The following is a 16405-nucleotide window of genomic DNA, read 5'->3' as shown; positions in this document are numbered from 1 at the left end:
GGCGGACGTCAGCCGGACGGCGGCAGCAGCGGACCCAGGGGCCCCAGGTCGAGGTTGAGGTCGGCGAGCCGGTAGCCGTGCTGGGCGCACAGCTCCGTCATCCGGTCGTGGAGGGCCATCAGCGTGGCGCCGAGTTCCTCCTCCTGCTCCTCGCTGAGGCCGCCGGACTCGACGCGGCGCAGCGCCTGGCGTTCGATGAGCTGGCGCAGCAGCTCCACCACGGTCAGGACGAGCTTGACGAGGTCCTCTCCGGCGCTGTCGGGGCCGGTGCGGACCCGCCGGGCAGGGCCGGCGGTGTCTGCCGTCGCGGCGGGGGCGGGCAGCAGGCGCAGGGCCTCGGCCATCGCGTCACCCATCCCGCGGAGGTCCGGCGGGACCGGGCCTCGCGGGGGGAGGTCGTCAGCGGTCATCGGGGGCACCGCCCGGCCGTCCGGGGCGAGCGAGGGCGTCAGGAGCGTCCTCGGCGAGCGACGGGCGGGGCGCCTCGGCGGTGGCGACGGAGCAGACGAGGGCCCGCAGGGAGATCCGCACCAGGTCGATGTCGGCGATGGAGAGCACGATGTCACCCGCGATGACGACCCCGCCCGCCAGGAGGCGGTCCAGGAGGTCCACGAGGGCCACCTGCCGGCCGGGCAGGGCGGCGTCGCGGGGGTCGGCCGGCGTCATCGCGCTCACCCGGCCGGGGGAGGCGGCGGCGAGGCGGCGAAGGAGTAGGGCGCCCAGGGGCCCGTCACCTCCAGGAGCACCCCCGGCAGATCGCGGACGGCGCCCTCCAGGGCCGAGGTGAAGGCGTCCACCTCGGCGTCCGGCACCAGGCAGGCGTCGTTGAGGACGTTCTCCCCGGGTGAGGCGGCGGTGAGCGGCCCGCTCTGGAGGGGGTGGCCCACCCGCTCGACGGCGAACCGGCCGGCGACGGCCGCGAGCCGCTCGGCGGCCAGCCGGGCCTGGCGGTAGTAGTCCTCGTGGGCCTGCCGCTGGCTGCGCCGGGCCCGCAGATAGGCCCGCCCGGGGCCCGCCCCGGCCGCCTCCGCCGGCGCCCCGGCGTCCGGGGGTGCCGTGACCTCCACGGGCGCGGTGGGGCGTACGTACACCTTGACGCCGTACTCGGTGTGGCCGCTGAGGCGGGCCAGGCGGGTGGCGAACTCCTGGCCCTGCGCCCGCAGGACATCGAGCGCGCCCGCATGGCCCTCGTAGAGGGTCGCCAGGCGCAGCGGCAGCACGGTGGTGTGGGCGGCGAGGGCCTCGATGACGGCGTGGTGGCGGCGCGCGGCGTCCTCCAGCCAGTGCAGGTCCTCGAAGCGGGCCCTGAGGGCGTCCTCGTTCCACTCGCGGCGCGGGACGTCGCTGATGACGAGCGCCACCGGCCCCGGATCGCCGCCCGGGGCGTGGAGCAGCGTCACGGGCCGCCCCCCGACACCGGTCAGGCCGGGCAGCAGCCGCCGAACCGAGGGCGCGGGGGGCGTCACGGCGTAGACGTACGTCAGCTCGGGCGGCCCGGGCGGCGCGGACGCGGAGGGAGTCGAGGGGGCGGCGCTCATGACGGGGGCCTGCGGTGCGCGGGGCCACGGGCCGGGGTGTCGTCCTCCCGGCGGGCGAGGGGCTCGGGCACCTGCTGCGCGCCGGGCAGCGCGGACGCGCGCCGCAGCTGCGCCAGCTCGGCCCGCAGCCGCTCGTTCTCGGCGGCCAGCGACCGGTCGTCCCCGCGGGAGGACAGGGAGGCGTCGTGCTCCCACCAGTCGATGCCCATCTCCCGGGCCTTGTCCACCGACGCGATCACGAGGCGCAGCTTGATGGTCAGCAGCTCGATGTCGAGCAGGTTGATGCGGATGTCCCCGGCGATCACGATCCCCTTGTCGAGCACGCGCTCCAGGATGTCCGCGAGGCTGGCCGAGGAGCCGCCCTGGTACCCGTCCATGGCGGGGCCCGGACCGAACCTGCGGGCGAAGGGGTCGGTCACCGCGCTCACCTCCGGCGCTCTCGTCGCTACTCGTCCGGCCGCGTCGGCCCGGTCACCGGCCGGCGCCGCCGCGGAACTCCTCTATCCCCCGCAGGCGGTCGAGCAGCACCTCCTCCTCGCGCTCGAACGTCTCCTCGTCGATCTCCCCCGCGACGAGGAGACGCTCCAGGTCGGCGAGGGCCGCCCAGACCGGGGCCGGGTCGTAGTACCGCGCTTCCGCCTCCTGCGCCACGCGCTCCGCCACCCACACCGTGGCGCGCACCGGCAGCAGGGGTGCGGTGATCAGTTTGCCGAGCAGTCCCATGGCGCGGCTCCTTCCGCCGTGTCGCCCTGCCGCCGTTCTACGGAACGAAGCTGTACGGGGGGAGCGGCCCCGACAGCCGGGTGCGCACGCCGGGGCCGGCGTCCCGGGCCAGTGCCGCGTGCGCCTCCAGGAAGGCGCTCTCGCCGTCATGGGGGATGAGCAGCGAGAGGTTGAGGAAGTCCTCGCCGGTCGGCGGGTGGACGACGTACGCGCGGGCCAGCGGGGACAGCGCCCGGATGAGTTCCGCCGAGGCGTTCGAGCGCCGCGCCTCGACCTCGCCGGCCACCAGCTGCCCGAGCTCCAGGGGCAGCCGCGGGTCGCCGTCCCCGGCGAGGATCCGCTGGTTGAGGCTGCTCGCGTGCGGCGACTCCTCCAGGATGCCGCGCAGCAGCTCCGCCTCCTCCTGGGCGGCCTTGACGTTGAACTCGGCGCACCCCTGCACCCCGGCCAGGGCGTCGAGGTAGGCGTCGGCACGCTCGTCGAGGACCTGGCGGACGGTGTCGTCGTCGGGGGCGGTGTAGCCGAACTGCAGCGGCAGCGGCGTCCCGTCGGCGAGCAGCCGGTCGAGGACCGCCTGGTGGGCGGCGAGGTCCCGCCGCCGGGGGCGGACCTCATCGGCCGCGTCGCTCACCACCGCCCGCAGCTTCGCGCTGTCCACCACGCGCACGGGCGGGTCGCCGGAGCCCACGCCGGTGAGCCCGGTCAGGTGGCAGGGATGCTCACGCAGGGTGACCGCGTAGACGTAGACGGCCATGGGTCACTCCCTCTCCCGGCGGACCGGCCGGCGAGCGGCCCTGCGGCGGCGTACGGGACGCTCCTCCTCCTCGGGTTCCTCCTGCTCCCGGTCCTCCTCGTCCCCGTCGTCGGCGCCGGTGAGCGACTGCTTGACGGCCTCGACCGCGCCGCCGAGAGCTCCCTTGGTCTTGCCCCGGCTGCCGCCCTCCAGCATGTCGCCGACGACCTCGGGCAGCTGTGCGGGGGCCTTGCGGCCGGCTTCGAGGTCGAGCCGGTTGCACGCCTCGGCGAAGCGCAGGTAGGTGTCCACGCTGGCGACCACGATGCGCACGTCGATCTTCAGCAGTTCGATGCCGACCAGCGACACGCGGACGAACACGTCGATGACCAGTCCCCGGTCGAGGATGAGCTCCAGGACGTCGTAGAGACTGCTGGTGCCACCGCCCCCGCCGTTACCCCTGACGGCCGATCCCGCTCCCTGCGGCATGATCGTCATGGCGTCGCTTCCCTTCACCGGCGGCCGCTGGGTCAGTGGCCGGGCCGGTCGACCGTGCCCCGGCTGTAGCGCCGGGTCCTCTCGTAGGAGATCAGTTCGCCTTCCTCGTCCAGCGTGACGGTGTAGCTGCCCATGACGCTGGTGGTGTCGGGAATGCGCTCCAGCTCGACCACCTCGACGACCGCCTCCCAGCCGTCCTCCGTGGGCTTCACGGAGGAGACCGAGTCGGGCGGGCGTCCCAGCAGCTCGGCGAGTTGCTCGACGGCGGCCCGCAGTACCGCCGCCGTGCCGGGCACACCGCGCTTGCGGGGTGGTCGCGTGGCCATGTGCTCCCCTCGCGAACGAATCTCCCTGGACCTAGGGCCCCTCCCCAGGGGTGCGCCCTCCACACCTCACCGTCAGAACTTTCTGGACAAATGCCGCATATTTGCTGCCGGTGCGAGCAGGCCCTAAGTAATCGAGCGGGGCCGTCGGATGCCCGCCGGCACGGCCGACCCCTCTATCCACCTTCGGAAGGGACCAGGCTGATGGACGACTCGAACAAGATCGCCCTGGCAGCCGCCATCGCGGGGGGCTACCTCCTGGGCAGGGCGAAGAAGGGGCGCTTGGCCCTGTCCGTGGCCACCTACCTCGCGGGGCGCAGGTTCGGCCTGGAGCCGGGCCAGCTCATGACCCAGGGCCTGAAGAAGCTCGGCGAGCTGCCGCAGGTCGCGGAACTCGGCGAACAGGTGCGCGGCGAAGCCTTCGACGCGGGCCGCAAGGCCCTCGCCGCAGCCGCCAACCGCCAGCTGGCCGGCCTGGCCGACACGCTGCACGAACGCACGCGGGAACTCACCCTGGGGCCCAAGGCCGACGGCAGGGGTGAGGACGAGGACGAGGCCGACTACGAGGACGAGGACGACGTCCGGGGCTACGCGGACGAGGACGAGGAGCCCGAGGAGGACCGGTACGAGCAGGAGGACGAGGAACCGGACGAGACGGAGGAGGAGGAACCCGAAGAGGACGAGGAGGAAGCCGAGGACGAGGCCGGGGGCGACGAGGAAGAGGAAGAGGAAGAGGACGACGACCGCAGGGGCGGCGGGACGCACGCGCGGCCGCGCCGCACACGGGCCGCCCCGCCCTCGCGCCGGGCCCCCTCCCGCACGTCGGCCTCCCGCAAGCCGGCCGAGCCGGCGAAGAAGGCCGCCGCCAAACGGGCTCCGGCTCCGGCGAAGAAGGCCCCAGCGAAGAAGGCCCCTGCGAAGAAGGCCCCGGCCAAGGAGGCCCCCGCCCCGGCGAAGAAGTCGCCTCCCGCGCGCCGGGCCCCGGCGAAGAAGGCCGCCCCCGCGAAGGCGGCAGCCAAGCCGCCCGCGAAGAAGGCCGCCGCCAAGCGGGCTCCGGCTCCGGCGAAGAAGGCCCCTTCCGGCCGGCCGGCCCGGGGCGGCACGGCCAAGAAGACCGCGGCAGCCAGGAAGACCGGGGCCGCGAAGAAGACCGCCGCACCGGCGAAGAAGACGCCGGCCCGCAAGTCCTCGGCCCGGAGGTAGTGCCATGGCCACCACCGAACGTTCCCGCCGGGACACCGGAAGCCCGGGCGGCTCGGCGTCCCCCATGGACCAGCTGCTCGGCGAGCTCGGCGACTACCTCGCGGCGCGGGCCGGAGACCTGGCCGACAAGGCCGCCGACAAGATCGACGACCTCACCGACCAGCTCTCCGACGTGGCGGAGGGCGGGGGCACCCTGGCCGACATCGGCGGACGGCTGCTCCAGGGCGACTCGCCCGTCAAGGCCGCCGTGGGCGGCACCCTGGGCGGCCTCGTGGACAAGGCCAAGGACGTGGGCAGCGGGCTCCTGGGCGGCGGCAAGGGCAAGGGCCGCAAGGGAGGCTCCAAGCCGACCCACATCGCGGAGTCGATCGACATCGGCGTGCCCCTGCGCACCGCCTACGACCACTGGACCCGGTTCGAGGACTTCAGCGGTTTCGCCAAGGGCGTGCGCAGCGTCTCGCAGGACGACGACACCACCTCCGCCTGGAACGTCAAGGTCGGCCCCTCCACGCGGAGCTGGAAGGCCACCGTCCAGGAACAGATCCCCGATGACCGGATCATCTGGAGCTCCGACGGACCCAAGGGAACCACCCGCGGATGCGTCAGCTTCCACGAGCTGGGCCCCTCCCTCACCCGCATCCTGCTGATCGTCGAGTACTACCCCTCCGGACTGTTCGAGAAGACCGGCAACCTGTGGCGGGCCCAGGGTCGCCGTATGCGCCTGGACCTCAAGCACTTCGTGCGCCACGTGACCCTCTCCGGTGACGAAGAGCCCGACGGCTGGCGCGGCGAGATCCGCGACGGCGAGGTGGTGACCACCCACGAGGAGGCCCTCGAACAGGAGGAGCGGGACGAGGCCGAGGGTGACGAGGAAGGGGAGCAGGAGTACGACGAGGAGGACGCGCAGGACGAGGAACCGGAAGCCGAGGAGGGCGACGAGGAGTACGCGGACGAGTACGAGGACGAGGAGCAGCCGGAGGACGAGGAAGGGGACGAGGAAGAGGGCGAGGACGAGGACGAGGACACGGAGGACTCGGAGGAGACGGACGAGTACGAGGAGGAGCCGGAACCCGAAGAGGAACCGCAGGAGCGGCCGCGGCGCAGGCGCCGCCGGTGACGGCCGGACCCGTCGGCTCTCGCGAGGAGGCCGCCACCCCTTGAGGGTGGCGGCCTCCTCGCGAACCGCGTGTCCGTCAGTGCTTCAGGGCGTCCTTGGCCTTCTGCCCCGCCTGCTTCGCGTCGGCGACCGACTGCTCGGCCCGACCCTTCGCTTCCAGGCTCTCGTTGCCGACGGCCTTGCCCGTGGTTTCCTTGAGCTTGCCCTTGGCGTCCTTGCCGATGTTCTTGGCCTTCTTGCCCGCTGCCATGCGTGCTCACCTCCTGTGGGAGACCTTTCCTCCTCCGCCCTCTTCCCGGCAGGGGTGGGTGATATGCAGGAATTGCCCCGTTTTCATTCTGTCTGTCAGGGCGCGCCACCGCGGCGGAGCACCGCGGTGCGCCGCACGAGAACGGTGGGGACGAGCCAGCAGCCCGCGCACCACACCACCACCGTCAGATCCACCGCCAGCGCGGTCGACGCGCCGAGGACCGTGCGCAGCACGAGCAGCAGGGCCAGGGCCACCATCCCCAGCAGCAGGACGAGCCCGGTGAGGGTCAGCCGGGCGGCCCAGAACACGGTCTCGGGTTTGACCCCGAGTCCGGTGACGAGGCGGTGCAGGCACACCGGCGCGGTCAGAGCCCCGGTGGCGGCGCCGCCCAGGACCACGCACGCCACGTACAGCAGGCGGTCCGCCGTCGGCAGATGGGCGAAGACCTGGGTGAAAGGGGCCGCGAGCAGGAACGCGAGGAGCAGCTGGACGGCCGTCAGGGCCACGCGCACCTCGTGCAGCAGCTCCCCCCACAGCCGGTCCGCCCGCTCGTCGCAGCTCTCGTGCCGCTCGCCCGGTCCGAGCAGGCGGGCCCGCTGGTGGGTCCTCAGGAGCAGGTTCGTCATGGCGTCCTCCTCGCGGTGGCCCCTACGTCTGCCCCGGCACCCCGCCGCCCATGCGGGCGGCCCGGGCCGGCCGGCGCCTCAGCGGCCGGAGCCGGAGCGGTCCGCCGTCCCGTCCTGGCCGCCGGGGAAACCGGCGAGGGCCAGGGCCGGCAGCCCGTAGACGTGCTCGGCGTCCGGTCGCAGCAGGGTTCCGACCTCCTCGTTCGTGCGCCCCGCCGGCGTCAGCTCCTGGATCCGCCGGAACATCAGCCGGTGCGCCGCCGCGACCACGGCCGCCGCCTGCGCCGCGATCCCCGGTACCCCGCCCGCCGCCCGCGCACTGGGTGCGCCCGCGGCCTCGGCGGCCTGCGCCAGCGCTTCGGCCAGCGCCTGCTCGCGCTGTTCGTGCACCTCCCGCACCCGTGCGCTCAGTGTCGGGCTTTCGGCCACCATCCGCGCGAAGGCGGGCCCCATGAAGCCGGCCACCGGGCTGTGCTCCTCCAGCTCCGCGAGGAACGCGCGCCGCAGGGCGGCCGGCGGATCCTCGTGCGGCTCCCGGCCGGCCACGGCGCGGGCCAGGCCGGCGGTGAACTCCTCGTGGTGGTGGAGCGCCACGTCCTCATGTGGGGGAGTAGTTCGTGACCTGCACCCGTACGGGAGTCTTACCTGCGGTGCACACATATCCCCGACCTGGTCAGCGACCGTCGCCTTCTCCGTTCCCCTCCCCGTCGCCGTCCCCGTCGGGGAGCCGGCGCCGGACCTGGTCCTCCTGGGCGAGGCGCCGCAGCAGCTCGAACACCGGGGCGCAGATCGCGAAGACGATGACGGCCCGCTCCGCGAGCGCCACCGGATCGTCGAGGCACTCCGCCCGCTCCAGGTCGAGCCGGGCCACCGACTGCGCGAGCCGGGCGTACGCTGCCAGCTCGCCCGGGGCGTACTGGGCGTCCAGCCGGCGCAGCTCCTTCAGCGCCGCCGTGAGCCCCCGTACGTGCGGCGAGGTCTCGGGGGCCCGCCAGTCGAGGGCGGCCAGCAGCTCCGCCACCTCCGTCCCGGCCGCCTCCTGCGCCTCGGCGTCCTCCTCCTCGTCCGCGCCGCTCTGGGAGGAGGCCACCGGCACCGGGAGGGCGTAGCTGATCGCCCCGAGGGCGCCCTCGGTGGTGTGGGCCTGGTCGACCGCTCCGAGCACCTCGCGGGTGGCGGCGATGGACAGTCCGCCGAGCGTGGTCAGCGCCTTGATCAGCCGCAGCCGTTCCGCGTGCTCCTCGCCGTACTCGGCCAGGGTCGCGGCGGTCGCCCGGCCCGCCGGCAGCAGGCCCTGCCGCCGGAAGTACTTGATGCTGGCGACCGGCACACCGGTCCGCCGGCTGAGCTCCGAGATCTTCATGCGGCCTCCCTGCCGGTCCTCCGGCCTGCCGGTCGTCCCCGCGTCCGGCCCGTCTCCCGCCGCCGGCGGTCGCGGCGATTGGACACCATCACAAGATACTGCCAGTATCCAGTAGCTGGATACCAGAAGTATCCAGCTGACGAACGCGGCGAAGCAGCCCGCCGCAGCCGCACCGGAAGATCCCGGAGAATCGATGCCCCACCCCATGCCCCGCTCCGTGCTCCGCCGACCCCAGCTGTGGATCGGAACGGGACTCATCGCCGCAGTGGTCTCGATGTTGTTCGCCCTGCTCTACGTCGGCGGCAACGTCAACCCCAGAGGCAACCTCCGCGACCTGCCCGTGGCCCTGGTCAACTCCGACGCCGGCGCCGACGCGGGCGGCCGCCACGTCGCCCTGGGCGAGCAGGTCGTCTCCGGCATACGCAAGGCCGCCGAGAAGGACCGGAGCATCGACTGGCAGCTGGTCAGCCGTGAGGAGGCCGACAAGCGCCTGGGCCGGGGCAAGGTCTTCGGCGCCTTGGTCATCCCGCGGGACTTCAGCGCCACGGTGACCGCCCTCGGCGCGCCGCAGCCTCCGGCGCAGGGCAAGCAGCCCGCCCCGCCGACCCTGACCGTGCTGACCAACCAGTCCGCCGGCAGCATCGGCTCCTCCATGTCCTCCCAGGCCGCCCAGAAGGCCGCCCACGCGGCCTCCGCCCAGATCGGCCAGGAGCTGCTGAAGCAGGCCGCGGCCCAGAAGGCCCAGCTGCCGACGGCCGCCCAGCTCAAGCTCGCCGACCCGGTCACCGTGACCGTCGCCGACGGCCACCCGCTCGGCCAGCGCAGCGCCATGGGGCTCAGCGCCTTCTACTACGCCCTCGTCCTCGTCGTCTGCGGGATGCTCGGCGCCAACCTGGTCAACTCCCAGGTGGACACCGCGCTCGGCTACCTGCACACCGACTTCGGGCCGTTCCGCAAGCGCGAGCCCGTCCAGCACACCAGCCGCGTCCGCACCCTGGCCATCGGCATGGCGCTCATGACCGGCCTGTCCGTACTGATGGGCTCCCTGGTCGAGCTCGCCACGGTCGGCATCCTCGACATGGACGCCTCGCACCTGGGCCACCTGTGGCTCTACTCGGTCTGTGTCATCGCCGTCGTCGGCATCGGCAGCCTCGCCCTCTTCGCCGCCTTCGGCACCCCGGGCATGCTCCTGGCCACCGTCGTCTTCGTCGCGATGGCCGTTCCCTCCTCCGGCGCCACCGTCCCGCTCCAGGCCCTGCCCGGGTTCTTCCACGGCCTCTCCGCCTTCGAGCCGCTGCGGCAGATCACCGAGGGCATGCGCGCCCTGCTCTACTACGGCGCCCAGGCCGACGCGGGCCTGACCCGCGCCTGGGCCTCGATCGGCATCGCCCTGGTCGCGGCCCTGGCCTTCGGCTTCGCTGTCACCGCCTTCTACGACCGCCGTGGCCTGCACCGCATCCCCCGTCCCGAGGCGGAGGCCGAGACCCCCGCGGCCGCGGAGGCGGCCACGGCCTGAGCCGCCCGGGGCACCCGGTCCGGAGCGCCGGTCCACCGTCGAGGAGACGGCGGGCCGGCGCTCCGGCGTACCGGGCGGGGGCCCTTCGGGGCAATGGGCGGTCCCGTACAGCCGGGATCCTTGGAATGGCGCCTTCCGCGCGGTATCCCTGGCACGGCGTGAGGCGCGCACCCCGGCCCGGCCCGGCGGGGGCGCGCCGCGCCTCCCCCGACGGCAGGAGCGCCCCATGACCACAGGCTGGAACCCCGGCCTGCCGCAGGCCGAGCATCCGCCGGAGCTCGACGTCCCGCCGCCCGGACGCCAGCGGCGCTGGACGGTGCTCCTGCGGTTCCTGCTGCTCCTGCCCCAGTTCGTCGTCACGGCCCTGCTCGGCCTCGCCGCCTTCTTCGTGACGGTCGTCGCCTGGTTCGCCGCCCTGTTCACCGGCCGCCTCCCGGCCGGCCTGGCGGACTTCCTCGGCGGCTACCTGGCGTACGACACCCGGGTCGCCGCCAGCGCGATGCTGCTGGTGGACCGGTACCCGCCGTTCTCCTTCGACCCGCAGGGCCATCCCGTACGGATCGAGCTGCGCCCCGGCGTGCTGAACCGGCTCGCCGTGCTGTTCCGGTTCGTCCTGATGATCCCCGCGGCGATCGTGACCGTCGTCCTGCAGTACGGTCTGGGCGCCGTCTGCTGGGTCTTCTGGCTGATCACGCTGGTGCTGGGACGGATGCCCGGGCCCGTGTTCGGCGCCGTCGCGGCGGTGCTGCGGTACCGGATGCGCTACCAGGCGTACGCGATGATGCTGACCTCCGCCTACCCCAAGCGCCTCTTCGGCGACGGCCGGCCCGCGGACCCGGCCGCGGCCCCCGCTCCCCTCCCCGGCGGAGCCTCCGGTACCCGTCCCCTGCTGCTCGGTACGCCGGCCAGGGCGTGGGTCGTCCTGATCCTCGTGCTGGGCGTCCTCGGCGGGGGCGCGTCCCAGACCGTCCAGGTCCGTCGGCAGGACGTGGACACCCTCGACGCGGCCGCGACCGTAGCGATCCGGACAAGGTGAGTGGCCTTCAGGTGTACGCCAGGTGCGCAGCGGCAGGTCAGAGCAGCGGCCCGGCGGCCCCGGACGATGATCACACGCCGTTTCCACCCGCACACGCAGCGAGCGCACCCCGGCTGAGCTGCTCGAACACCCCTGCGTTATCCGATAGTCGAACAGAGTGTCCGTAAACAGGTCATCGATATGCGGGTCACCTTCACTTCAGACAGACTCGGCCGTATCGGAGCGCGACAACGCAACAAAATGCCGCGCTAAACCTTCGTATCGAAAGTGAGTCTTGTCGTGCGCTACCGCTTCGCTGCTGTCTCCGCCGCCGCTCTCCTGTGCCTGGCCGGCGCCTCCGGCATGGCGGAGGCGAAGCCCACCAGCCTGTACGCCCCGTCCGCACTGGTGTTCTCCGTCTCCCAGGGCGACGAAGCCGCCGGCACCGCCGTCCAGCGGGCCGTCACCCTCAGCTGTGCGCCCACCGCGCAGGGCACGCACCCGGACCCCAAGGCCGCCTGTACGGCCCTGAGCTCCACCGGCGGTTCCTTCGACCGCCTCCTCGCCGCTCCGGACACCGGCCGGGCCTGCCCCATGCACTACGCCCCGGTGACCGTGACGGCGGACGGTGTCTGGCAGGGCAGCCGGGTCTCCTGGAAGCACACCTTCTCCAACCCCTGCACCATGGACGCGACCCTCAACGGCAACGCCGTGTTCTCGTTCTGACCCGCTCGGGGCCCCTCAGCGGGCGTGCGCGAGTTCCAGGAAGCGGTGGAGGTCGTACGCCGCTTCCAGCGCGCACAGGCTCGTAGCCGCCAGGAGCGCCGCCGCCGCGAGGAGCAGCAGGGGCCGGCGCCGCGGCGGGGGATCCAGCAGGGCGGCGACCCGGCGGGGGACCATGCCGGGCCGGTGCCGTCGGCCCAGCATGCCGAGGGCGGCGGCCGGGATACGGCCCGGCCCCCGGCCGCGCTTGGCGGCGATCGCGGCGCGGGCCACGGTCTCGGCGACGGCCCGGCGGTCCCCGGTGTGCCGGGCGGCGTGTTCGTCGGCCCAGCGCTCGACGGTGTAGGCGACGGCGCGGGCTATCGGCCGCAGCAGGGGGCTGGCGGCGGCGGCCAGCTGCGCGAGGCAGACGAACGCGTAGTGGTGGTGGCGCAGGTGGGCCCGCTCATGGCTGAGCAGGATCTCGTGCCCCGCCGGGTCCAGGGCGTCGAGCATCCCGTGCGAGATGACGATCCGCCCGGGCAGGCCCGGCACCGCGTACGCCTGCGCGCCGGGGTCGTCGGTGACCACGACGGGCCCGGGCCCGGGCAGGCAGGCGGCCTCCAAGGCCGCCGACCACAGCGCGCCGGCCCGCCGCGCCGCCAGCCGGACGGCGGCGAGCACCGCGAGGGCGAGCAGCGCCGCGCCCGCGAGCGCGGCGGGCCACGCGGCCGGATCCTGCCGGGCCACCACCTCGGGCGCGTACCCCTTGAGGGTGTCGACGAGCGGGATCCGCACCAGCCCGGCCAGCGCGAGCAGCCCCAGCACCAGGGTGCTGGACGCGGCCAGCAGCAGTCCGGACGCGGTCAGCAGCCAGGTGGCCAGACGGGGCTCCAGTCGGCGGGCCAGCGGTTCGGCGCTGAGCCCCGCCAGGGCGGGGAAGAGCAGGGGCAGGTAGACGGCCAGGTGCATGGCGGGGGACGGCTCCCTATCCCTCGGTGCCCAGCAGGCGCCGCAGCAGGTCCTCGTCGTCGTCGGACAGCTCGTCCACGAAACGGGTGAGGACCGACGCCCGGTCCCGGCCGCCCTCCATCACCTCGCGCATCTGACGGGCGGTGAGCCCGGGCTCGTCGGTGACCGGAGCGTAGGTGTAGCTGCGGCCGTGCGGGGTGCGGGCCAGGACACCGCGCGTGTGCAGCCGGGCCAGGGTGGTGGCCACCGTGGTGTGGGCGGGGGAGGCGGTGAGGCGCTCGGCCACCTCGCCGGGGGTAAGGGCCCGGCCGGCGCCGTGCAGGAGCGCGAGGACCTCGTTCTCCAGGGCCCCGTTCGCCCGCCGTCCGGCGCTTCCGCGGCCCGGCGGTTCCTCGCTCGTGCCCACCCTCGCCTCCTCCTCGTGCGTCGTCCGGGGTCCAGAGTAACTTCTATTCGCGAATAGAAGTTACTCTGTCCGTCGCGTGCGTCCGGTCGGACGCCCGACGCCCGTTCAACGCAACCGAAGGTGAAGGCACGTGAGCGCGATCAGTGTGGGACAGGCCGTGGTCCTGGGCGTCGTCGAGGGGGTGACGGAGTTCCTACCGGTCTCCTCCACCGGCCACCTCAAGATCACCGAAGGGCTGATGGGCATCCCCGTCGACGACAAGTCCGTCGTCGCCTTCACCGCCGTGATCCAGGTCGGGGCCATCGCGGCGGTCCTGACGTACTTCTTCAAGGACATCACGCGGATCGTCACCGCCTGGGGCCGTGGCCTGGCCAACCGCGAGGAGCGCTACCACCACGACTACAAGTTCGCCTGGTGGGTCATCTACGCCACGATCCCGATCGTCGTCGTGGGCCTGGCGGCCAAGCCCCTGATCGAAGGACCGCTGGCCTCCCTGTGGGTGGTCGCCGGCTCCCTCATCGTCGGCAGCGGCCTGATGTGGGCGGCCGACCAGATGGGCCGCCACAAGCGCGGCGAGGACGACACCTCGCTCAAGGACGCCATGCTCGTCGGCTCCTCACAGATCCTCGCCCTGCTCTTCCCCGGCTTCTCCCGCTCAGGCGCCACCATGTCCACCGGTCTCATCCTCGACCTGGAGCGCGTCGCGGCCACCCGCCTGTCCTTCTTCCTCGGCATCCCCGCGCTCACCGGCGCGGGCCTGTACGAACTGAAGGACGCCCTCGGGGCCGGCGTGGACACCCTTCCGCTGGCCGTCGGCACCGTCGTGTCCTTCGTCGTCGCCTACGCCTCGATCGCCTGGCTGCTGAAGTACGTCGCCAAGCACTCCTTCAACGCCTTCGTCGCCTACCGGATCGTCGTCGGCGTGCTGTTGTTCGGGCTCCTGGGCACGGGCGTGCTCCACGCCTGACCGGCCCCGGGGGAGCGCACCCACGGGTGCGCTCCCCCGGAGCGCCTAGTTCCGCGACGCCGGTGCATCCGGGATGATGTGGCCTCCTCATCCCCGGCGGAAAGGAACGGAGCATGGCCACCGTGTGGTCGAAGCGGGGCGTATTCCGTCGTAAGCCGATCGAACACATCGAGGACCCGGAAGGTGCACCCAGCGAGCGCCTCACCCGCTCGCTCGGGCTGTTGCAGCTCACCGCCATCGGTGTCGGCGGCATCATCGGCGCGGGCATCTTCACGCTCGCCGGAACGGTCGCCCACAGCGTCGCGGGACCGGCGGTACTCCTCTCCTTCCTCATCGCCGGCGTGGCCAGCGCGGCGGCCGCCTTCTCCTACGCGGAGTTCGCCGGCCTGATCCCCAAGGCCGGCTCCGCCTACACCTACGGGTACGCCGTCCTCGGCGAACTGCCGGGCTGGCTCATCGGCTGGGACCTGCTGCTGGAGTACACGGCCATCGTGGCCGTGGTCGCCATCGGCATCTCCGGGTACTTCAACTTCCTCCTGGGGGAGACGGGCGCCTCCCTGCCCACCTGGATGCTCGGGGCCCCCGGCACCGGCGCGGGCCACCGGTTCGACCTCATCGCGGCCCTCCTGTGCCTGTTCACCGCCTACCTGCTCACCCTGGGCATCAAGAACGCGGCCCGCTTCGAGACGGTCGTCGTCGGCCTCAAGGTGCTGGTGGTGCTGCTCGTCATCGTCGTCGGCTTCTTCCACATCAACTCCGACAACTACACGCCCTTCTTCCCCTTCGGGGTGGGCGGTGCCTTCACCGGAGCGGCCACCGTCTTCTTCGCGGTCTTCGGCTACGACGCGATGAGCACGGCGGCGGAGGAATCGAAGGACGCACAGCGGCACATGCCCAGGGCGATCATCTACTCCCTCGCCATCGCCATGGTGCTGTACGTCCTCGCCTGCCTGGTCCTGACGGGTATGCAGAACTACACCGAGATCGACCCCGTGAGCGGCTTCTCCACCGCCTTCAAGTCGGCCGGGCTGCCGGCCCTCGCCGACATCATCGCCGTCGGCGCGATCATCGGCATCCTCACCGTCATGTTCACCTTCATGCTCGGCGTGACCCGCGTCTGGTTCTCCATGAGCCGTGACGGACTGCTGCCCCGCTGGTTCGCCAAGACGCACCCGACCCGGCACGTCCCCACCCGCGTCACCTGGATCGTCGGCGCCGCGTCGGCGGTCATCGCGGGGTTCGTGCCGATCGGCGAAGCGGCGGAACTCACCAACATCGGCATCCTGCTCGCCTTCGCGGTCGTGTGCACCTCGGTCATCGTGCTCCGCTACCGCCGCCCCGAGCTGCCCCGGACCTTCCGCACCCCCTTCATGCCCGTCCTGCCCGCGGTCGGCGTCATCGCCTCCATCTGGCTGATCACCTACCTGCGCGTGGAGACCTGGATCCGCTTCGTCGTCTGGTTCCTCGTCGGTCTGGTCGTCTACTTCGGCTACTCCTACCGCAACTCCCGGCTGGCCCGGCCCCAGGGCACACCCGGCAGCGGGGGCCTGCCCGAGTAGCCGGCCGGGCCCCCGCCCCCGGGCCGGGGCCTCAGAGGCCGATCGAGCGGTGCTCCTCCAGCACCGCGAAGCCCGCGCTGTCGTACAGGCCCATCGCGACCTCGTTGCCGCCGAAGACGTTGAACATCAGCGCCTCGTCGCCGCCCTGCCGGGTGGCCCACGCGCCGACGGCCATCGCGGCCCGGCCGTAACCCTTGCCGCGGTGCTCCTCGTGCACCTCCAGCGAGAAGCCGAAGGTGACGCCGGGCAGGAATCCGTGGTTGACCCAGCCCGTGCCGATCACCATGCCTTCGGCCTCCATGGCGTAGAAGGCGTGCCCGGGCGTCCGGTAGCCCTGCGGGAGCTGCTCGGCGAAGTCCCGGTCGGACTTCTCCCGCGCCTGCTGCGGCGTCAGGGTCCCCGACCGGACGATGTCCGCGACGTACGACTCCGCCTCACGGGCGTACCAGTCCCCGTACTCCTCCTCGCGCAGGCGGCGGACCGTCAGCTCCGCGGGCAGCACGGGTGCTTCCGCGACGGCCCGGATGCGGTTCTGGCCGCGTACCGGGTAGTCGGCGAAGGCTCCCGGCTCCGCTCCGCCGACGAGCCGGACGCCCACCCTCGTGGCACCCCGCTCGGCACACCACCGCTCGGCCCAGGCGCGGCCGTGCGGCACCGTCATGTCGTGGATCCGGCCCAGGGTCCTGCCGTGTTCCTCGGTCACCTCGACCGCGATCCACCCCGCGCCGTCCGTCGCCAGCGTCCAGCCGTCGATCCCCTGCGTGGCCCGCTCCATCAGGGCCCGGGCCAGGGGCTCCGAGCACCCGGCACCCCGGTAGGCGGCCAGCAGCCGCTCCTCGAAGCCGCTCCGCCACGCGCCCTGTTGGGCGACGATCTCTATCGCGTTCATCCGCC

General features: G+C 73.1%; 22 protein-coding genes. 7 read left to right on the top strand and 15 right to left on the bottom strand.

Annotated features, from left to right (window positions below):
• Positions 1 to 8 precede the first annotated feature (8 nt).
• From ABZ716_RS14390 to ABZ716_RS14355, 8 genes are all read right to left on the bottom strand, one after another.
• Positions 9 to 410, bottom strand: coding sequence for a gas vesicle protein K (locus ABZ716_RS14390; RefSeq protein ID WP_358959011.1), 402 nt, complete (start codon positions 408 to 410; stop codon positions 9 to 11).
• On the bottom strand, positions 400 to 666 hold the full coding sequence (locus tag ABZ716_RS14385) for a gas vesicle protein (RefSeq protein ID WP_358959155.1): 267 nt from the start codon (positions 664 to 666) through the stop codon (positions 400 to 402). Before ABZ716_RS14385 ends, ABZ716_RS14390 begins: the two co-directional genes overlap by 11 nt.
• A gap of 5 nt (positions 667 to 671) precedes the next feature.
• Positions 672 to 1538 (bottom strand): GvpL/GvpF family gas vesicle protein, encoded by an 867-nt coding sequence (locus ABZ716_RS14380; RefSeq protein ID WP_358959009.1) that lies wholly within the window; start codon positions 1536 to 1538, stop codon positions 672 to 674.
• On the bottom strand, positions 1535 to 1915 hold the full coding sequence (locus ABZ716_RS14375) for a gas vesicle protein (RefSeq protein WP_351890767.1): 381 nt from the start codon (positions 1913 to 1915) through the stop codon (positions 1535 to 1537). The genes ABZ716_RS14380 and ABZ716_RS14375 overlap by 4 nt, the downstream gene beginning before the upstream one ends.
• Positions 1916 to 2009: 94 nt before the next feature.
• Complete coding sequence (locus tag ABZ716_RS14370) at positions 2010 to 2261, bottom strand: gas vesicle protein GvpG (RefSeq protein ID WP_358959007.1); 252 nt, start codon at positions 2259 to 2261, stop codon at positions 2010 to 2012.
• A gap of 37 nt (positions 2262 to 2298) precedes the next feature.
• Entirely contained in the window at positions 2299 to 3015 is a 717-nt protein-coding gene (locus ABZ716_RS14365) for a GvpL/GvpF family gas vesicle protein (protein WP_358959004.1), read from the bottom strand.
• 3 nt (positions 3016 to 3018) lie between these two features.
• A complete protein-coding gene (gene gvpJ / locus ABZ716_RS14360) occupies positions 3019 to 3492 on the bottom strand; it encodes a gas vesicle protein GvpJ (RefSeq protein WP_358959002.1) in 474 nt (157 codons plus the stop codon).
• A 32-nt stretch (positions 3493 to 3524) separates the two neighbouring features.
• Entirely contained in the window at positions 3525 to 3818 is a 294-nt protein-coding gene (locus ABZ716_RS14355; protein WP_358810793.1) for a gas vesicle protein, read from the bottom strand.
• Between the two features lie 201 nt (positions 3819 to 4019).
• Between ABZ716_RS14355 and ABZ716_RS14350 the strand changes: the two genes are divergently transcribed.
• Positions 4020 to 5018, top strand: a complete 999-nt coding sequence (locus ABZ716_RS14350; RefSeq protein WP_358959000.1) for a histone protein — start codon at positions 4020 to 4022, stop codon at positions 5016 to 5018.
• A 4-nt stretch (positions 5019 to 5022) separates the two neighbouring features.
• Positions 5023 to 6135: an SRPBCC family protein gene (locus ABZ716_RS14345; RefSeq protein WP_358810795.1), complete on the top strand. Its 1113-nt coding sequence runs from the start codon at positions 5023 to 5025 to the stop codon at positions 6133 to 6135.
• A 76-nt stretch (positions 6136 to 6211) separates the two neighbouring features.
• Here the strand turns inward: ABZ716_RS14345 and ABZ716_RS14340 are convergent, their stop codons facing one another.
• From ABZ716_RS14340 to ABZ716_RS14325, 4 genes are all read right to left on the bottom strand, one after another.
• The gene (locus ABZ716_RS14340) at positions 6212 to 6385 is read right to left on the bottom strand and encodes a CsbD family protein (RefSeq protein ID WP_351893319.1); all 174 of its coding nucleotides are present in this window, start codon (positions 6383 to 6385) and stop codon (positions 6212 to 6214) included.
• Between the two features lie 95 nt (positions 6386 to 6480).
• The gene (locus ABZ716_RS14335; RefSeq protein WP_358958997.1) at positions 6481 to 7011 is read right to left on the bottom strand and encodes a DUF6328 family protein; all 531 of its coding nucleotides are present in this window, start codon (positions 7009 to 7011) and stop codon (positions 6481 to 6483) included.
• Positions 7012 to 7089: 78 nt separating this feature from the next.
• Positions 7090 to 7605 (bottom strand): TetR family transcriptional regulator, encoded by a 516-nt coding sequence (locus ABZ716_RS14330; RefSeq protein WP_358958995.1) that lies wholly within the window; start codon positions 7603 to 7605, stop codon positions 7090 to 7092.
• A 79-nt stretch (positions 7606 to 7684) separates the two neighbouring features.
• The gene (locus tag ABZ716_RS14325; protein WP_358958992.1) at positions 7685 to 8374 is read right to left on the bottom strand and encodes a MerR family transcriptional regulator; all 690 of its coding nucleotides are present in this window, start codon (positions 8372 to 8374) and stop codon (positions 7685 to 7687) included.
• Positions 8375 to 8591: 217 nt separating this feature from the next.
• Here ABZ716_RS14325 and ABZ716_RS14320 point away from each other — a divergent pair, with 217 nt between their 5' ends.
• The 3 genes from ABZ716_RS14320 to ABZ716_RS14310 all read left to right on the top strand — a co-directional run bounded on the left by ABZ716_RS14320 (position 8592) and on the right by ABZ716_RS14310 (position 11631).
• The gene (locus ABZ716_RS14320) at positions 8592 to 9890 is read left to right on the top strand and encodes a YhgE/Pip family protein (protein ID WP_358958990.1); all 1299 of its coding nucleotides are present in this window, start codon (positions 8592 to 8594) and stop codon (positions 9888 to 9890) included.
• 226 nt (positions 9891 to 10116) lie between these two features.
• Positions 10117 to 10926: a DUF4389 domain-containing protein gene (locus ABZ716_RS14315; protein ID WP_358958987.1), complete on the top strand. Its 810-nt coding sequence runs from the start codon at positions 10117 to 10119 to the stop codon at positions 10924 to 10926.
• Positions 10927 to 11193: 267 nt separating this feature from the next.
• The gene (locus tag ABZ716_RS14310; protein ID WP_358810800.1) at positions 11194 to 11631 is read left to right on the top strand and encodes a subtilase-type protease inhibitor; all 438 of its coding nucleotides are present in this window, start codon (positions 11194 to 11196) and stop codon (positions 11629 to 11631) included.
• Positions 11632 to 11646: 15 nt separating this feature from the next.
• Here the strand turns inward: ABZ716_RS14310 and ABZ716_RS14305 are convergent, their stop codons facing one another.
• Positions 11647 to 12579 carry a M56 family metallopeptidase gene (locus ABZ716_RS14305; protein WP_358958985.1) on the bottom strand — a complete coding sequence of 311 codons (933 nt, stop codon included), beginning with the start codon at positions 12577 to 12579 and terminating at the stop codon, positions 11647 to 11649.
• A 16-nt stretch (positions 12580 to 12595) separates the two neighbouring features.
• A complete protein-coding gene (locus ABZ716_RS14300; protein ID WP_358958983.1) occupies positions 12596 to 12985 on the bottom strand; it encodes a BlaI/MecI/CopY family transcriptional regulator in 390 nt (129 codons plus the stop codon).
• A gap of 130 nt (positions 12986 to 13115) precedes the next feature.
• On the opposite strand from ABZ716_RS14300, the gene ABZ716_RS14295 reads away from it, so the two are divergent.
• Together ABZ716_RS14295 and ABZ716_RS14290 are read left to right on the top strand one after the other, a co-directional pair.
• The gene (locus ABZ716_RS14295; protein ID WP_358810803.1) at positions 13116 to 13952 is read left to right on the top strand and encodes an undecaprenyl-diphosphate phosphatase; all 837 of its coding nucleotides are present in this window, start codon (positions 13116 to 13118) and stop codon (positions 13950 to 13952) included.
• Between the two features lie 113 nt (positions 13953 to 14065).
• The gene (locus ABZ716_RS14290; protein WP_358810804.1) at positions 14066 to 15511 is read left to right on the top strand and encodes an amino acid permease; all 1446 of its coding nucleotides are present in this window, start codon (positions 14066 to 14068) and stop codon (positions 15509 to 15511) included.
• 31 nt (positions 15512 to 15542) lie between these two features.
• Here the strand turns inward: ABZ716_RS14290 and ABZ716_RS14285 are convergent, their stop codons facing one another.
• Positions 15543 to 16400, bottom strand: a complete 858-nt coding sequence (locus ABZ716_RS14285; protein WP_358958980.1) for a GNAT family N-acetyltransferase — start codon at positions 16398 to 16400, stop codon at positions 15543 to 15545.
• Positions 16401 to 16405 lie beyond the last annotated feature (5 nt).

It is taken from the genome of Streptomyces sp. NPDC006687 (assembly GCF_040636215.1).
Taxonomy (GTDB): Bacteria; Actinomycetota; Actinomycetes; order Streptomycetales; family Streptomycetaceae; genus Streptomyces.
The sequence above is the reverse complement of the archived record's forward strand: the minus strand, read 5'-3'. Positions and strand labels throughout refer to the sequence as shown.

Excerpts from the sequence above, each read along its gene's own strand:
- ABZ716_RS14365 (WP_358959004.1), bottom strand. The coding sequence starts at position 3,015 with ATGGCCGTCTACGTCTACGCGGTCACCCTGCGTGAGCATCCCTGCCAC.
- gvpJ (WP_358959002.1), bottom strand. The coding sequence starts at position 3,492 with ATGACGATCATGCCGCAGGGAGCGGGATCGGCCGTCAGGGGTAACGGC.
- ABZ716_RS14285 (WP_358958980.1), bottom strand. The coding sequence starts at position 16,400 with ATGAACGCGATAGAGATCGTCGCCCAACAGGGCGCGTGGCGGAGCGGC.
- ABZ716_RS14315 (WP_358958987.1), top strand. The coding sequence starts at position 10,117 with ATGACCACAGGCTGGAACCCCGGCCTGCCGCAGGCCGAGCATCCGCCG.
- ABZ716_RS14345 (WP_358810795.1), top strand. The coding sequence starts at position 5,023 with ATGGCCACCACCGAACGTTCCCGCCGGGACACCGGAAGCCCGGGCGGC.
- ABZ716_RS14340 (WP_351893319.1), bottom strand. The coding sequence starts at position 6,385 with ATGGCAGCGGGCAAGAAGGCCAAGAACATCGGCAAGGACGCCAAGGGC.
- ABZ716_RS14305 (WP_358958985.1), bottom strand. The coding sequence starts at position 12,579 with ATGCACCTGGCCGTCTACCTGCCCCTGCTCTTCCCCGCCCTGGCGGGG.
- ABZ716_RS14375 (WP_351890767.1), bottom strand. The coding sequence starts at position 1,915 with ATGGACGGGTACCAGGGCGGCTCCTCGGCCAGCCTCGCGGACATCCTG.
- ABZ716_RS14325 (WP_358958992.1), bottom strand. The coding sequence starts at position 8,374 with ATGAAGATCTCGGAGCTCAGCCGGCGGACCGGTGTGCCGGTCGCCAGC.
- ABZ716_RS14385 (WP_358959155.1), bottom strand. The coding sequence starts at position 666 with ATGACGCCGGCCGACCCCCGCGACGCCGCCCTGCCCGGCCGGCAGGTG.
- ABZ716_RS14355 (WP_358810793.1), bottom strand. The coding sequence starts at position 3,818 with ATGGCCACGCGACCACCCCGCAAGCGCGGTGTGCCCGGCACGGCGGCG.
- ABZ716_RS14350 (WP_358959000.1), top strand. The coding sequence starts at position 4,020 with ATGGACGACTCGAACAAGATCGCCCTGGCAGCCGCCATCGCGGGGGGC.
- ABZ716_RS14380 (WP_358959009.1), bottom strand. The coding sequence starts at position 1,538 with ATGAGCGCCGCCCCCTCGACTCCCTCCGCGTCCGCGCCGCCCGGGCCG.
- ABZ716_RS14290 (WP_358810804.1), top strand. The coding sequence starts at position 14,066 with ATGGCCACCGTGTGGTCGAAGCGGGGCGTATTCCGTCGTAAGCCGATC.
- ABZ716_RS14390 (WP_358959011.1), bottom strand. The coding sequence starts at position 410 with ATGACCGCTGACGACCTCCCCCCGCGAGGCCCGGTCCCGCCGGACCTC.
- ABZ716_RS14335 (WP_358958997.1), bottom strand. The coding sequence starts at position 7,011 with ATGACGAACCTGCTCCTGAGGACCCACCAGCGGGCCCGCCTGCTCGGA.
- ABZ716_RS14370 (WP_358959007.1), bottom strand. The coding sequence starts at position 2,261 with ATGGGACTGCTCGGCAAACTGATCACCGCACCCCTGCTGCCGGTGCGC.